This window comes from Ruegeria sp. CDSA021 (genome assembly GCF_059612325.1).
This window is the reverse complement of record NZ_JBXWQJ010000004.1, coordinates 68,749-82,692: the sequence shown is the minus strand read 5'-3', so window position 1 is coordinate 82,692 and position 13,944 is coordinate 68,749. Positions and strand designations below refer to the sequence as shown.

The window sequence follows — 13,944 nt, the reverse complement described above, 5'->3', positions numbered from 1 at the left end:
CCGCTTGAATTGGGATCGTTTGCGCCAACACGCTTGCGCAATTCAATTTTATTGATAATAAATCTGCCGCAACGCAAGCTGCAGGAAGTTTTATAGATAAAATGATCATCCCTCATTCCGGCTGGACCCGAAAGTCTGCGCAAGCTGTTCATGATCTTCCCTTGATGGATCTTCTGTTTCGGGCACAAACCGTGCACCGCGAAAACTTTGACCCCAATAAGGTCCAGACATCGAAACTCCTTTCGATCAAGACCGGTGGTTGTGCCGAGGACTGCGCCTATTGCTCGCAATCGGCCCGCAACGGATCAACACTTCCGGCGTCGAAACTGATCGAGGTTCAGCGCGTTCTGGCTGAGGCCAAGAAGGCCAAGGATGGCGGCGCAACCCGGTTTTGCATGGGGGCCGCATGGCGAGAGCCCAAATCGCGCGACATGCCTGCTCTGGTTGCCATGGTCGAAGGCGTCAAAGCGATGGGCATGGAATCCTGCATGACCCTGGGCATGCTGGACGACACTCAGGTCGTCCAACTGCGCGACGCCGGGCTGGACTATTACAACCACAATATCGATACCTCAGAGCGTTATTATTCCGAAGTGATCACCACCCGTACATTCTCGGATCGGATCGACACAATGAACCGGGTGCAGGAAGCAGGTATAAAGGTGTGCTCGGGTGGTATCCTGGGGATGGGTGAACATACCGGCGACCGTATCGACATGTTGCTGACCCTGGTGAACATGACCCCGCCGCCGGATTCTGTGCCGATCAACATGCTGATGCCGCAGGCGGACACACCACTGGCCAAAGCAGAACCGATCGATCCCATCGACTTTGTGCGGATCATTGCAACCGCCCGTATTCTGATGCCCAAATCCTATGTTCGCCTGTCTGCCGGACGCAGCGACATGAGCGACGAGATGCAGGCAATGTGCTTCTTCGCTGGTGCGAACTCGATCTTTGTCGGTGAAACGCTTCTGACGGCAGAAAACCCCGAAGAAGACACCGACTCGATCCTGTTTGCCAAGCTCGGGCTTCAGGCTGAAACGGCTGAAGAACATAATCGCACGGAAGCTGCCGAATGAAAGCAGTCGATCGGCTGAACTCCATGCTTGATGCGCTTGAAACCCGGCACCGTCGCCGGGCTTTGATCCCTGCGCGCGGGCTGGATTTTGCGTCGAACGATTATCTGGGTTTGGCCGGATCAAAACTGTTGCAAGATGCAGCACAGGCCGCCTTGGCGCGCGGTGTGCCGGTTGGTTCGGGCGGCTCGCGCTTGCTGCGCGGCAATCACCCCGAGCATGAGGCACTGGAACAGGAAGCCGCCGCATTCTTCGGGTCTGAAGCCGCGCTTTTCATGGGTGGAGGGTTCCAGGCCAATCAGTCGATCTTTTCAACCCTGCCTGCCGCCGGAGATCTGGTGCTCTATGACGCACTGGTCCATGCCAGCGCCCATGAAGGGATGCGTTCCAGCCGCGCGGATCTGCGCGCCTTCCGCCACAATGACGTTGAAGATGCGCGCAAGGTTTTGGCCGAGTGGCGGGCAACGGGTGGGGCGGGCCAAATCTGGATTGCAGTGGAAAGCGTCTATTCCATGGAAGGCGATCTTGCGCCGCTAGAGGACCTTGCGTCCTTGGCGCGCGACTCTGACGCCGTTCTGGTCGTGGACGAGGCGCACGCCACAGGCGTTTTTGGCGCAAGCGGCAAGGGTCTGGCGCATGATCTGAACACGGATGTTCTGACCCTGCACACATGCGGTAAGGGTCTGGGCGTTTCGGGCGGTTTGATCTGTGGTTCGCGTGTGATGATCGATACGCTGATCAACCGAGCGCGGCCCTTTATCTTCGCAACCGCGCCATCACCCTTGAACGCCGCTCTGGTGCGGGCAGCTCTGCGGGAATTGGCGGCCAACACTCAATTGGTCGCTGCTGCGCATGAACGTCTGTATCATGCTCATCACGTGGCCCGGCAAACAGGACTGCCGGATTCGACCCTGAGCAGCCAAATCATCCCTGTCATTTTGGGGGACGAAGCCCGAACGATGGCGATGGCCTCTGCTTTGCAGCAGCAGGGATTTGACATCCGGGGCATTCGACCGCCCACCGTTCCCAAGGGAACATCCCGCCTGCGCGTCTCAATCACCGGGAATGTCAGCCTTCAGGACATTTCGGCCTTGTTTGCAACCATCGCCAGCCATCAATCGGAGGCCGCATGAGCGCGCTTATCGTTGTCGGAACGGACACGGGCGTCGGAAAAACCGTTTTTTCCGCTGGCCTGACCGCAGCTTTGAATGCCCGGTATTGGAAGCCCGTTCAGTCGGGTCTGGAGGATGCGACAGACACCGAAACCGTCCGTATCTTGTCCGGTGCGGACGTTTTGCCCGAGGCGTATCGCCTGAACATGCCTGCCTCACCCCATCTGTCTGCGGAAGACATGGGCGTTGAAATTGATCTGTCGCGACTTGTTTTGCCCCAAGTTGACGGGCCGCTGGTCGTTGAGGGGGCAGGGGGCCTGATGGTGCCGCTGAACCGCCAAAGCTATTACCTGGACCTAATCGCCCAATGGCAGGCCCCGGTTGTACTGGTCGCTCGCACGGCGCTTGGAACGATCAACCACACCACATTGTCTCTGATGGCCCTGCGCGGCGCGGGATGTGAGGTCGTGGGTGTTGCCTTTGTCGGTGAGCCAGAGCCGGATGTCGAGCAAACCATCGTTGAGATGAGCAATACCCGTCACCTTGGACGGCTTCCTGTTCTAAACGAACTGACACAGCAGACCCTGAAAGATGCCTTTTCAGAAATAGATATGGCCACCATTCGGAGGTTCCTGTGACCCCGCTGGAGTTTGACGCCCGCCACCTGTGGCACCCCTATACCAACGTGGCCAATCCCGGCGCGATGCACCTGATCGACCGGGCCGAAGGCGTCTTTCTGTACCGGGAAGACGGCGCGAAGATGATCGATGCCATGTCCTCATGGTGGTGTGCAATCCATGGCCACAAACATCCCGCAATCACATCCGCGATGCAGGACCAGCTGGAAAAGATGCCTCATGTGATGTTCGGGGGGCTGACACATCACCCGGCCATAAATCTGGGACGCAGGATGGTCGACATGCTGCCCGAAGGTTTGGATCGCATTTTCTACTGCGACAGTGGCTCGGTCTCGGTCGAGGTGTCGATGAAGATGGCGGTGCAGTACCAAATGGCCCATGGCCGCACCGACAAGTTCGAGTTTGCCACCATTCGGGGCGGCTATCACGGCGACACATGGAAGGCGATGAGCGTCTGCGACCCAGTCACGGGTATGCACGGACTGTTCCGTGGGGCCTTGTCGATCCAGCACTTCCTGCCGCGCCCCCAAGTGCGGTTGGGTGACGAATGGCCAGTAGATTCAGGCCAGAACGGGTTGGAGCCGCTGGAACGGCTGCTTGCCGAGAAGGGCGACCAACTTGCGGCCCTGATCCTTGAGCCCGTGGTTCAGGGTACAGGAGGTATGTATTTCTATCACCCTCAATGGCTGCGCGCGGCGCGAGCGTTGTGTGATGCGCATAATGTGCTGATCATTTTCGACGAAATCGCCACCGGGTTTGGTCGAACTGGCAAGCTGTTTGCAATCGATCATGCTGACGTCACGCCAGATATTCTGTGTTTGGGTAAGGCTCTGACCGGGGGGCACATCTCGTTCGCTGCAACCGTAACCAGCGAGCAGGTGGCTAATGGCATCGGCAACAGCGAGGCGGGCGTGTTCATGCACGGCCCGACTTATATGGCCAACCCTCTGGCCTGCGTCGCGGGTTCAGCCAGCCTGAGCTTGCTGGGTGAGGGAAATTGGGAGCGCCAGGTGGCTGCCATTGAAAACCAGATGCGGACAGAGCTGGAGCCAGCCCGCGGTTTGCCCGGCGTGGCGGATGTCCGGGTCCTTGGTGCCATTGGCGTTATTGAAATGAAGGATACTGTTGATCCTTCTGTCGCCCATCGGCTGGCGCCAAAGACCGGAGTGTGGTTGCGCCCCTTTGCACGCAACATTTATTGTATGCCCCCTTACATCATCTCACCTGACGAGCTCAGCCAGGTCACAAGCGCGATGGTCGCGCTGGCCGGGGGGCAGGAATGAGACACAGGTGGCTGGCGCAATCAGACGATGGCAAGCTGACCCTTGTATTTGGGGGTTGGGCGCTGGGTGCTACACCGTTTCATGACCTGACCGGTGGTGGGTCTGTCCTGCTTGTTGATGACTTTACTCAGCTTGATGATCCTTTGCCCGAGCTGGGGCAGTTCGACTGCGTCGACATGCTTGCGTTTTCCTTTGGCGTCGCATCTGCCGCGCATTGGCTGGCCCATACACAGTTTCGCCCCGACCGGCTGGTTGCCGTCAGCGGTACCCTGCATCCGGCGTGCCCGGACCGGGGCATTGCACCCGATACGATTCGGAGCACGGCGGATCAGCTGACGACCTCCAGCTTTGCCAAGTTCTGCAGCCGCGCGGGGTTGCCCGTTGAACCACCAGAACTAGACGTCGCAGCGGCGCAAAAAGAGCTTCACGAGGTGATCCAGCGCGGGTCGGCCCCGGACCCGGGCTTTGACTTGGTGTGGATACCCGAGCGTGACCGTATCATTCCAACGAACGCGCAAGAGGCTGCCTGGGCGGCGACCTCGGCCTCGATCAAGCGTGTTGCAGGGCCCCATGTACCCTTCAGGTCAGGGCAAAACTGGGCGGAGTGGGTGTCATGACGGCGCAATTGGCAGATAAGGTCCAGCGCAGCTTTAGCAGAAGCTTTGACACCTATCACGACACAGCCAGCCAGCAGGCGTGGGTTGCCGATAAACTGGTTTCTGAACTGCGCCGTGCGGGTGCACCGGGCCAGTTTCACACAACGTTTGAAATGGGGTGTGGCACAGGGCATCTCACCCGAATGCTGCGGCAAAATTTCGACCTGCCCGACCTCATTCTGAACGACATCGCACCGCAAGCTCAAGCAACGGCAGATGTCGAAGCCGTCGCATTTATCGCAGGCGATGTGCGCATGGTCCAATGGCCCGATCAGATCGATCTGATCGCTTCAGCCTCGATGATCCAATGGATGGAAGACCCGATCGGTTTGTTGCAGCAAGCGATCGATGCGCTGGCCCCGGGTGGTTGGCTGGCCATATCAGGATTTGGGCCCCAGCAATACAAAGAACTGATAAGCATCGGATCAACAGCTCACGCGCCGGGCCTTTGCGGGGCAGACAATCTTGTCGCGGCCATTGAAGGGTCAATGCGGGTTCTGGCCGCTGGGGAACGCATCCGGCCATCTTATTTCAGAACGCCGAGGGACGTTTTGAAATACCTGCGCAGAACCGGTGTGAACGGGCGCGCGCAGGGGGCATGGACCAAGTCGACTCTGGCCCGGTTCGAAGAAGACTATGTGCATAACTTTGGAACAGCCAACGGGGTGTCTTTAACCTATCACCCAGTTTGGATCATTGCCCAAAAACAATAAGCGCCTATTCGGCGACGACGAGATCGATTTCGTTTGCCAACAGCATCTGGCGAATATCTTCTGACGGTTGGGTGTCCGTGAAGAACAGATTGATCTGTCTGGCTGAGTCCAGAGTGACCGGTGCCCGCTTACCCAGCTTTTCCCCGTCAGCTACCACGATGCGAACCTGCGCGTTCTGAGCAGCGATATGCGCCAGATTGGCTTCTTGCAGGTCATGCAGCATAAAGCCGGACTCGGCATTGACTGCCCCAACCGACAGAACTGCGAACCGGACGTTCAGGCGTTTGATAAGGTCTTGCGCTTCAACACCAAACGCGCCGCCGTCATGAGAACGCAGCTCACCGCCTGCCATGAACACCCTGTTGTTGTTCCGGGATGCCAAAGTCTGAGCAACAAAAACCGAATTTGTCACTACAAATAATTTGCTATGATCACACAGCGCCTGAGCCACATAGGCAGTGGTCGAACCAACATCCAGAAAGACCGAGTCCCCGTCGCTGATGACTTCGGCCACCGCTTTGGCCAGTTTCTCTTTTGCGTCGACTTTCTTGTCCAGACGGCTTTCCAGTGAAGGCTCCAGGATGTCCTCCAAAAGGTGGACACCCCCATGTACTTTTCGAACAATACCGCGCTCTTCTAGATTGCGCACATTGCGCCGAATGGTTTCAAGGGTCACGCCCAACTCATTCGCCAGAACGCTCACGCGACAGGATCCACCCGCGCGAAACAGCGCACGCAGGATCTCTTCTTCTCGTTGGTTGGTGGTCTTAAGGTTCATGTTTTCCGCTCTGACAAACCCGTCATACGGGAGGCTCAGAGATACCACAACGCCCACATAAAGCAACATTCAGCCAAATTTATCCTCGGAGAATGTACTTTTCCTTAAATCGATGTGGCTTTACTTGGTTTTTATTGACACAAAACCCCACAGTGTGATGGTCTGTAGCCAGTACCACCGATTCATCAAAAAAATCACGACAGGGAGAAGGTGTTATGAAATGCAAACTGGGACTAACGGCATTTGCACTTGCAGCTGCCACGTCAGCATGGGCGGTGGAGTCGACTGACCCTATCAAGCTTACGCTGCACGACTGGTCGGGTCAGTTGATCAATACCAAGATCATGGGTTCGATCCTTGAAGAAGCCGGCTACAATGTCGAATACGTGCAGGCCGATTACATCGCCCAATTCGCGGGACTGAAAACGGGTGACCTGCATCTGGCGATGGAAATCTGGGAAACCACCGGGCGGGAAGCCTTGGATGAGGCGACGGCATCTGGAAATGTTGTCAACGTCGGGGAAACCGGCCTGATGGCGATCGAAGAGTGGTGGTATCCCAGCTACATGAAAGAGCGTTGCCCGGGGCTGCCAAACTGGGAAGCTTTGCGCGATTGCGCCGAAGAATTCTCAACCGCTGAAACCGCACCCAACGGGCGTTACGTCGGTGGGCCGGTTACTTGGGGCGGCTTCGATGAAGAGCGTGTCGAAGCCCTGGAACTGGATTTCGAGGTGGTACATGCGGGTACTGACGCGGCCTTGTTTGCCGAGCTTGAGTCAGCTTATCAGCGGCAGGACCCAATTATTCTATGGGTTTACGTCCCACATTGGGCACCGGCCAAATACGATGGCCAATTTGTTGAATTCCCGCCGTTTTCCGCGGAATGCTACAGCGACCCATCCGTCGGCGTGAACCCCAACATGGCTTATGATTGCGGCAAACCACGTGGGCCTATCTGGAAAGCCGCCTGGTCCGGCCTGCAGGAAAAATGGCCCGGTGCCTATGACATCATCGAAGCCTACAACATCAACAATGACGAAATGAGCGCCATGGTCGGCAAGGCCGATCTGGAGGGCGTGGAAATTGACAGTGTTGTCGCAGGGTGGATGGAGACCAACAAAGACCGCTGGTCGGGCTGGATCTCAGAATAACCCACTGGCCAGAGCGGGCCATTTGCTCTCTCGGACCGCTCTGACCCTTTTGCGTTAAATTACCGGACCACACTGATGCCCCCCAAGACAAAACTGGCCTGCCGCAACGTCTGGAAACTTTACGGCGCGAATGCGGATCGGCTGTTGCAAAAAACCTCTGATCCAACTGTCGAAGACCTAAGTAGCGCAGGCGTGATCGGTGCTGTGCGCAACGCCAATATCGAAATTGCCGAAGGTGAGATCTTTGTGATCATGGGCCTTTCCGGTTCCGGAAAATCCACTCTGGTCCGGTGCCTGTCACGGTTGATCGAACCTACCGGAGGCGAGGTTTTGTTCGATGGCAGCGACCTGCTGCGCGCTTCCGAAAAAGAGTTGATCGAAATTCGTCGCCACAAGATGGGCATGGTGTTCCAGCATTTTGCGTTGCTGCCGCATTTGACCGTATTGCAAAACGTTATGTTCCCGCTGACCATTCAGGCCGTACCCAAAGCCGAAGCTGATGCCAAAGCGCGTGAAGTGGTAGAACTGGTTGGGCTGAAAGGTCGCGAGGATTACTATCCCCGTGAACTCTCGGGAGGGCAACAGCAACGTGTGGGCATTGCCCGGTCGCTGGTGACAGAGCCTGACATATGGTTTCTGGACGAACCGTTTTCTGCCCTGGACCCTTTGATCCGGCGAGAGATGCAGGACGAATTCCTGCGTCTTCAGGAGCGACTGCACAAGACCATTGTCTTCATTACGCATGACTTTGAAGAAGCTGTCCGTCTGGCCGACCGCATCGCCATCATGAAGGATGGCGAGGTGATCCAGATCGCCACTCCCGAAGAGCTGGTGATGAACCCGGCTACCGATTACGTCACTGAGTTCACAAAACATATTCCCCGCTCGAAGGTTCTGACCGTCAGCGGCGTCATGTCCCCTGGCGCTGATGGAGAAGGAGAGCCCATCCTTCAGTCCACTCGCGTATCGGACGTAGCCGAACGTATCATCGCCGCTGACGCGCCGATCCCTGTGGTTGATACCGAGGGGCAGCCTGTAGGCGCGATTGACCGCAAAGCCGTTGCGCGTGTGCTGTTTGGGGAAGGGGACACGGCATGATCCGGCTGAACAGAACTCAGGCCATCGCTCTGGCCCTTGTTCTGATCACGATCGTACTTGGGTACTATGGCCGCGATCTGGGCAAGGCGCTGGATGCACGTTGGCTGACCAAGTTCCCTTCGGCCTGGGTTATCCCGTTCAAGACCTATGTCTCCTCGGCGATGAAATGGCTGATCGAGGATGCTGCCATTGGGCCGGTCTCGTTCACGGACCTCACCCGCGCTGTGGCGTGGACGATCGAACAACCTTATAATCTGGTGCTGGCCCTGTTGGCGGATGGGTTTGTCAGCGGTCAGGGCAGCGATGCACAGGTCATCCTGCCTGCAATCAGCTGGATCGTCGTGATCACCGCCGTCGTTGCCTTGGGTCAGTATTGTCGCGATTGGGCGCTGGCCGCGCTGGTCGGGGCCTGTTTCATATATCTGGCGGTTTTCGGGCAATGGGACAGCGCGATGGTGACGCTGGCCTCGGTCCTGATTGCGGTGCCTATTGGCGCGGGCGGAGGGCTGCTGTTGGGCATCCTCGCCTATCGCCATCCGTTGTTCGAGAAAATCATCTCGCCCATTCTGGACCTGATGCAGACGATCCCGATATTTGCCTATCTGGTGCCAATCCTGTTCATGTTCGGCTTTGGCCCGATCTCGGCCCTGGTTGCCACGATCATCTATGCCACGCCGCCCATGGTACGAATTACCACGCTGGCGCTGAAAGGCGTGGATCCCGAGATCCTCGATTTCGGACGCATGGCGGGTACAACTCAGCGTCAGTTGATGTGGCGCGTGCTGGTGCCATCAGCCAGCCATAGCCTGATGGTAGGCGTCAATCAGGTGATCATGCTAACGCTGAACATGGTTATCATCGCCTCGATGATCGGGGCCGGAGGGCTGGGCTTTGATGTCCTCGCCGCGCTGCGCCGTCTGGACATTGGTGCGGGGTTTGAGGCCGGGATCGCCATCGTGGTTCTGGCCATTGCAGTCGACCGGCTGAGCCAGGCCTTTGCCGAACGGATGGGTCAGGTACATCACGACCAACCGGGCTCGTGGGTCGCGCGCCATCGCCGGACGGTTCTGGTACTGATCCTTTTGGTTGTGACATGGGTGCTGGGGCAGTTCTCTCCGCTATTGCTCGAATATCCTGAGAACCAGACCATCACCACGGGCGCGTTCTGGGACAACACGGTCGAGTATCTGAACGTCAATTACTTCGATGTGTTCGAGGCAATCAAAGTTTTCTTCCTCACGTGGTTCATGATCCCGATCAAGACGGTTCTGTTGGGCATTCCGTGGCCTTGGGCCATTGCGATGCTGACCTTGTTGGGTTGGCACGCGGACGGATGGCGACTGGCGCTGCTGTGTGGCGGTATGGCCTCATTGATCCTGGTATCGGGCCTGTGGTCCAAAGCGATGGTCACAGTCTATTTGTGCGGGGCTTCGGTGATCCTTGCCACGCTGATCGGGGTGCCTCTGGGCGTGCTGGCCGCGTTGAACAAGCGCGCCGGAGCAGTCATCAACCTGCTGATCGACACGCTGCAAACACTGCCCAGCTTTGTCTATCTGATCCCTGTGGTGATGCTGTTCCGGGTCGGAGACTTCACCGCCCTGATCGCCATCGTCCTATACGCGCTGGCTCCGGCAGTGCGCTATGCGGCCCACGGAGTGCGATCGGTCAATGAGGAACTGATCGAGGCCGGCCTGGTTTCAGGCTGCACCCGGAGGCAGCTGTTGCGTCATATCCGGCTGCCGATGGCGCTGCCGGAAATCCTGCTGGGTATCAACCAGACCATTATGCTGGCCCTTTCGATGCTGGTGATCACCGCCCTCGTCGGAACCCGTGATCTGGGCCAGGAGGTCTATATCGCCCTAACCAAGGCCGACACGGGCAGAGGGCTGGTGGCCGGTCTGGCCATCGCCTTCATCGCCATCATCGCCGACCGCCTGATCAATGCCAGCGCGCGTCAAGCCCGCATCCGCTTTGGACTGGAGAGCTAACATGAGCCAATCCGATCTGATCAGCCGCATCCGCGACCTGCCGATCTGGCAGGGAGAGATCGAGGCCACGCCTCTGACTGGCGGCATCACCAATGTGAACTACAAGGTCACCGATGGCGGCGCGTCATATGTGGTGCGTGTCGGAGACGACATTCCTCTGCATCAGGTGATGCGATTCAACGAACTGGCCGCGAGCAAAGCTGCTCATGCCGCCGGGTTGTCTCCGGCAGTGGTGCATTCCTCATGCGATATGACGGTTCTGGAGTTTATTGAAAGCCGCACCCTGACAGAGGAGGATGTGCGCCACTCGGACATGCTGCCCCGCGTGTTGGAACTGATGAAGGCGTGCCATACCGAAGTGCCCAAGCACCTGCGCGGCCCGTCGCTTGTGTTCTGGGTGTTCCACGTCATCCGCGACTATGCCGCCACTTTGACCGAACGCGGCAGCACCCATGCGGGCCTGATCCCGGAATTGGTTCAAACAGGCAACACGCTCGAAGCCGAGGCTGGACCCTATGACATAGTGTTCGGCCATAACGACCTGCTCTGCGGCAACTTTCTGGATGATGGCAACCGCCTGTGGCTTATCGATTTTGACTATGCCGGGTTCAATTCACCGCTATTCGATCTGGGTGGGCTGGCCTCGAACAATGGCCTGACACCGGGACAGGAAGATTGGGTGCTTGAGACTTACTTTGAAGCCCCTGTCACCGACGACCTGCGCCATCGCTATACGGCGATGAAATGCGCCTCGCTGCTGCGCGAAACCATGTGGAGCATGGTGTCCGAGATCACCTCGGACATCGATTTCGACTACGCAGCTTACACAGCCGAAAACCTCGCGCGGTTCCGCGCGGCCCTTACCGAATTCAAAAATTCCTGAGGACAGACATGACCGACCTTCCGAAAACAGCCAAAGCCGTCATTATCGGCGGCGGGATTATCGGCTGCTCAACCGCATATCATCTGGCCAAGCTGGGTTGGACCGATACCGTGCTGCTGGAGCGTAAAAAACTGACCTCGGGCACGACCTTCCATGCCGCGGGTTTGGTGGGGCAGTTGCGTTCGAACGCCAATATCACGCAATTGCTGGGTTATTCGGTCGATCTGTATAACAAGATCGAAGAGGAAACGGGACTTGGCACCGGTTGGAAGATGAATGGCGGGTTGCGTCTGGCCTGTAACGAGGAACGCTGGACCGAGGTGAAACGGCAAGCCACAACTGCGCATTCCTTTGGTCTGGACATGCAATTGCTGACGCCGTCCGAGGCGCAGGAGCTGTGGCCGTTGATGGATGTGTCAGACGTGATCGGGGCAGCCTATCTGCCAACGGATGGTCAGGCCAACCCATCGGATATCACGCAGGCGTTGGCCAAAGGCGCGCGCATGGCTGGGGCTCGGATATTCGAGGATACCAAAGTCACCGATATCGAGATCGAAAACGGCAAAATCCGCGCGGTCATCACCGAACATGGCCGGATCGAATGCGAAAAGGTGATCTGTTGCGCCGGTCAGTGGACCCGTACCTTTGCTGGTCGCTATGGCGTGAACGTGCCGCTGGTGCCGATGGAACATCAGTATATGGTCACTGAACCGTTTGACGTGCCCTCCAACCTGCCAACCCTGCGCGACCCGGATCGCCTGACGTATTACAAGGAAGAAGTTGGCGGGCTGGTCATGGGCGGCTATGAACCGAACCCGATTCCATGGGCCACGAAGGGCATTCCGCAGGGCTTCCACTACACGCTTCTGGATAGCAATTTTGACCATTTTGAACAGTTGATGGAACTGGCACTGGGTCGTGTTCCCGCGCTGGAGAATGCAGGTGTGAAAACCCTGACCAATGGGCCAGAGAGCTTTACGCCGGATGGCAACTTCATCATCGGTGAAGCGCCCGAGTTGAGCAATTTCTTTGTCGGCGCGGGCTTCAACGCATTCGGCATCGCCGCTGGTGGCGGTGCGGGCATGGCGCTCGCCGAATGGGTACATAAGGGAGAACCTCCGTTTGACCTGTGGTCCGCCGACATCCGCCGCTTTGGCCGCCCGCATTTCGACACCGATTGGGTGCGCACCCGCACGGTCGAGGCTTATGGCAAGCACTACACGATGGGTTGGCCGTATGAGGAGCATGACTCCGGTCGTCCCTGCCGCAAGTCGCCGCTCTACAATACGCTGAAATCGCAGGGCGCGTGCTTTGGTGAGAAGCTTGGTTGGGAACGCCCGAACTGGTACGCGGATGCTGCGTTGGGAGAGGCGCCCAAGGACGAGTACAGCTTTGGTCGTCAGAACTGGTTCAACGCCGTGGGCCGCGAGCATAAAGCGGCACGTGAAGTGGCCGTGCTGTTCGACCAGACGTCGTTTGCCAAATTTGCGCTGAAAGGTCCGGATGCGCTGGCTGCGATGAACTGGATCTGTGCTAATGACGTGGACAAACCGGTTGGAGCGCTGGTCTATACCCAGATGCTGAACGACAAGGGCGGGATCGAATGTGATCTGACTGTCGGTCGTGTGGCGCATGACGAGTTCTACATCGTCACCGGCACCGGTTTTGCCACCCATGATTTCGACTGGATCAGCCGCAATATTCCCAAGGGTTTGAACTGTCAGTTGTTCGATATCACCTCGTCCAACGCAGTGTTGTCGCTGATGGGGCCAAAAGCGAGGGACATTCTTGCAGCTGTGACACGCGATGACGTGTCCAATGACGGGTTCAATTTCGGTACGATCCGCACCATCGGTATCGCCGGGTGTCCGGTCAAGGCACTGCGCGTGACCTATGTAGGCGAGCTTGGTTGGGAGCTTCACCTGCCGGTCGAATACGCGCAGACCGTCTATTCGGTGCTGATGGAGGCAGGCAAGACACATGGCTTGGTCAACGCAGGTTACCGTGCCATTGAATCGCTTCGGCTTGAGAAAGGTTATCGCGCTTGGGGTTCTGATATCGGGCCGGATCATACGCCCTTCGAAAGCGGGTTGGGTTGGGCCGTGAAGTTGCGCAAGGATGTGGAATTCAAGGGCCGCGCCGCGTCTGAGAAGCAAAAGGCCGAGGGCGTCAAGAAGATGCTGGCCTGTTTCACAGTTGACCCGGACATTGTCTTGCTGGGGCGGGAAACAATCTATCGGAACGGCAAACGCGTTGGTTGGCTGACCTCTGGTGGGTATGGCTATACAATCGGGGAATCCATCGGGTACGGCTATGTCCGCAACCCTGATGGGGTTGATGCGGAATATGTCACTTCGGGAGAGTACGAATTGGACGTCGCCACTCGGCGGGTGCCATGCCAGGCGACGTTGCTGCCGCTTTACGATCCAAAGATGGAGCGCATTAAGATCTGAGACGAAAAAGCTGCTGCGATACCGACGTTCAACGCCGGGGCTTTTCCATGCCATACACGGTGTTTTTCTGCTGGTGGGAAAATGGTTTGATGAAAGTCTTAGAATGAAGCAC

The 13,944-nt window shown here is 57.6% G+C and carries 12 protein-coding genes; 11 read left to right on the top strand and 1 reads right to left on the bottom strand.

Annotated features, from left to right (window positions below):
• Positions 1–101: 101 nt before the first annotated feature.
• Genes bioB through AC2FLD_RS06665 form a run of 6 tightly spaced genes read left to right on the top strand, consistent with a single transcriptional unit; the run spans position 102 to position 5,481 of the window.
• Positions 102–1,082 carry a biotin synthase BioB gene (gene bioB, locus AC2FLD_RS06690; RefSeq protein ID WP_496668059.1) on the top strand — a complete coding sequence of 327 codons (981 nt, stop codon included), beginning with the start codon at positions 102–104 and terminating at the stop codon, positions 1,080–1,082.
• Positions 1,079–2,212: an 8-amino-7-oxononanoate synthase gene (locus tag AC2FLD_RS06685; RefSeq protein WP_496668058.1), complete on the top strand. Its 1,134-nt coding sequence runs from the start codon at positions 1,079–1,081 to the stop codon at positions 2,210–2,212. The genes bioB and AC2FLD_RS06685 overlap by 4 nt, the downstream gene beginning before the upstream one ends.
• A complete protein-coding gene (gene bioD / locus AC2FLD_RS06680; protein WP_496668057.1) occupies positions 2,209–2,829 on the top strand; it encodes a dethiobiotin synthase in 621 nt (206 codons plus the stop codon). Before AC2FLD_RS06685 ends, bioD begins: the two co-directional genes overlap by 4 nt.
• Positions 2,826–4,112, top strand: coding sequence for an adenosylmethionine--8-amino-7-oxononanoate transaminase (gene bioA, locus AC2FLD_RS06675; RefSeq protein ID WP_496668056.1), 1,287 nt, complete (start codon positions 2,826–2,828; stop codon positions 4,110–4,112). Before bioD ends, bioA begins: the two co-directional genes overlap by 4 nt.
• A complete protein-coding gene (locus AC2FLD_RS06670; RefSeq protein WP_496668055.1) occupies positions 4,109–4,729 on the top strand; it encodes a pimeloyl-ACP methyl esterase BioG family protein in 621 nt (206 codons plus the stop codon). Before bioA ends, AC2FLD_RS06670 begins: the two co-directional genes overlap by 4 nt.
• Positions 4,726–5,481: a methyltransferase domain-containing protein gene (locus tag AC2FLD_RS06665; RefSeq protein WP_496668054.1), complete on the top strand. Its 756-nt coding sequence runs from the start codon at positions 4,726–4,728 to the stop codon at positions 5,479–5,481. The genes AC2FLD_RS06670 and AC2FLD_RS06665 overlap by 4 nt, the downstream gene beginning before the upstream one ends.
• A 4-nt stretch (positions 5,482–5,485) precedes the next feature.
• On the opposite strand, the gene AC2FLD_RS06660 is transcribed toward AC2FLD_RS06665, so the two are convergent.
• The gene (locus AC2FLD_RS06660; protein ID WP_496668053.1) at positions 5,486–6,259 is read right to left on the bottom strand and encodes a DeoR/GlpR family DNA-binding transcription regulator; all 774 of its coding nucleotides are present in this window, start codon (positions 6,257–6,259) and stop codon (positions 5,486–5,488) included.
• Positions 6,260–6,474: 215 nt separating this feature from the next.
• Between AC2FLD_RS06660 and AC2FLD_RS06655 the strand changes: the two genes are divergently transcribed.
• From AC2FLD_RS06655 to AC2FLD_RS06635, 5 genes are all read left to right on the top strand, one after another.
• A complete protein-coding gene (locus tag AC2FLD_RS06655) occupies positions 6,475–7,410 on the top strand; it encodes an ABC transporter substrate-binding protein (protein WP_496668052.1) in 936 nt (311 codons plus the stop codon).
• Positions 7,411–7,485: 75 nt separating this feature from the next.
• Positions 7,486–8,508: a quaternary amine ABC transporter ATP-binding protein gene (locus tag AC2FLD_RS06650; protein WP_496668051.1), complete on the top strand. Its 1,023-nt coding sequence runs from the start codon at positions 7,486–7,488 to the stop codon at positions 8,506–8,508.
• Positions 8,505–10,496, top strand: coding sequence for an ABC transporter permease (locus AC2FLD_RS06645; RefSeq protein ID WP_496668050.1), 1,992 nt, complete (start codon positions 8,505–8,507; stop codon positions 10,494–10,496). Before AC2FLD_RS06650 ends, AC2FLD_RS06645 begins: the two co-directional genes overlap by 4 nt.
• Position 10,497: 1 nt before the next feature.
• Positions 10,498–11,379: a phosphotransferase gene (locus tag AC2FLD_RS06640; protein WP_496668049.1), complete on the top strand. Its 882-nt coding sequence runs from the start codon at positions 10,498–10,500 to the stop codon at positions 11,377–11,379.
• Between the two features lie 8 nt (positions 11,380–11,387).
• Positions 11,388–13,832 carry a GcvT family protein gene (locus AC2FLD_RS06635; RefSeq protein WP_496668048.1) on the top strand — a complete coding sequence of 815 codons (2,445 nt, stop codon included), beginning with the start codon at positions 11,388–11,390 and terminating at the stop codon, positions 13,830–13,832.
• The last annotated feature ends 112 nt before the right edge of the window (positions 13,833–13,944 follow it).

Bases quoted from the DNA above. Each gene is read 5' to 3' on its own strand.
- bioB (WP_496668059.1), top strand. From the start codon at position 102: ATGATCATCCCTCATTCCGGCTGGACCCGAAAGTCTGCGCAAGCTGTT.
- AC2FLD_RS06645 (WP_496668050.1), top strand. From the start codon at position 8,505: ATGATCCGGCTGAACAGAACTCAGGCCATCGCTCTGGCCCTTGTTCTG.
- AC2FLD_RS06665 (WP_496668054.1), top strand. From the start codon at position 4,726: ATGACGGCGCAATTGGCAGATAAGGTCCAGCGCAGCTTTAGCAGAAGC.
- bioD (WP_496668057.1), top strand. From the start codon at position 2,209: ATGAGCGCGCTTATCGTTGTCGGAACGGACACGGGCGTCGGAAAAACC.
- AC2FLD_RS06685 (WP_496668058.1), top strand. From the start codon at position 1,079: ATGAAAGCAGTCGATCGGCTGAACTCCATGCTTGATGCGCTTGAAACC.
- AC2FLD_RS06635 (WP_496668048.1), top strand. From the start codon at position 11,388: ATGACCGACCTTCCGAAAACAGCCAAAGCCGTCATTATCGGCGGCGGG.
- AC2FLD_RS06660 (WP_496668053.1), bottom strand. From the start codon at position 6,259: ATGAACCTTAAGACCACCAACCAACGAGAAGAAGAGATCCTGCGTGCG.
- AC2FLD_RS06670 (WP_496668055.1), top strand. From the start codon at position 4,109: ATGAGACACAGGTGGCTGGCGCAATCAGACGATGGCAAGCTGACCCTT.
- AC2FLD_RS06655 (WP_496668052.1), top strand. From the start codon at position 6,475: ATGAAATGCAAACTGGGACTAACGGCATTTGCACTTGCAGCTGCCACG.
- AC2FLD_RS06650 (WP_496668051.1), top strand. From the start codon at position 7,486: ATGCCCCCCAAGACAAAACTGGCCTGCCGCAACGTCTGGAAACTTTAC.
- AC2FLD_RS06640 (WP_496668049.1), top strand. From the start codon at position 10,498: ATGAGCCAATCCGATCTGATCAGCCGCATCCGCGACCTGCCGATCTGG.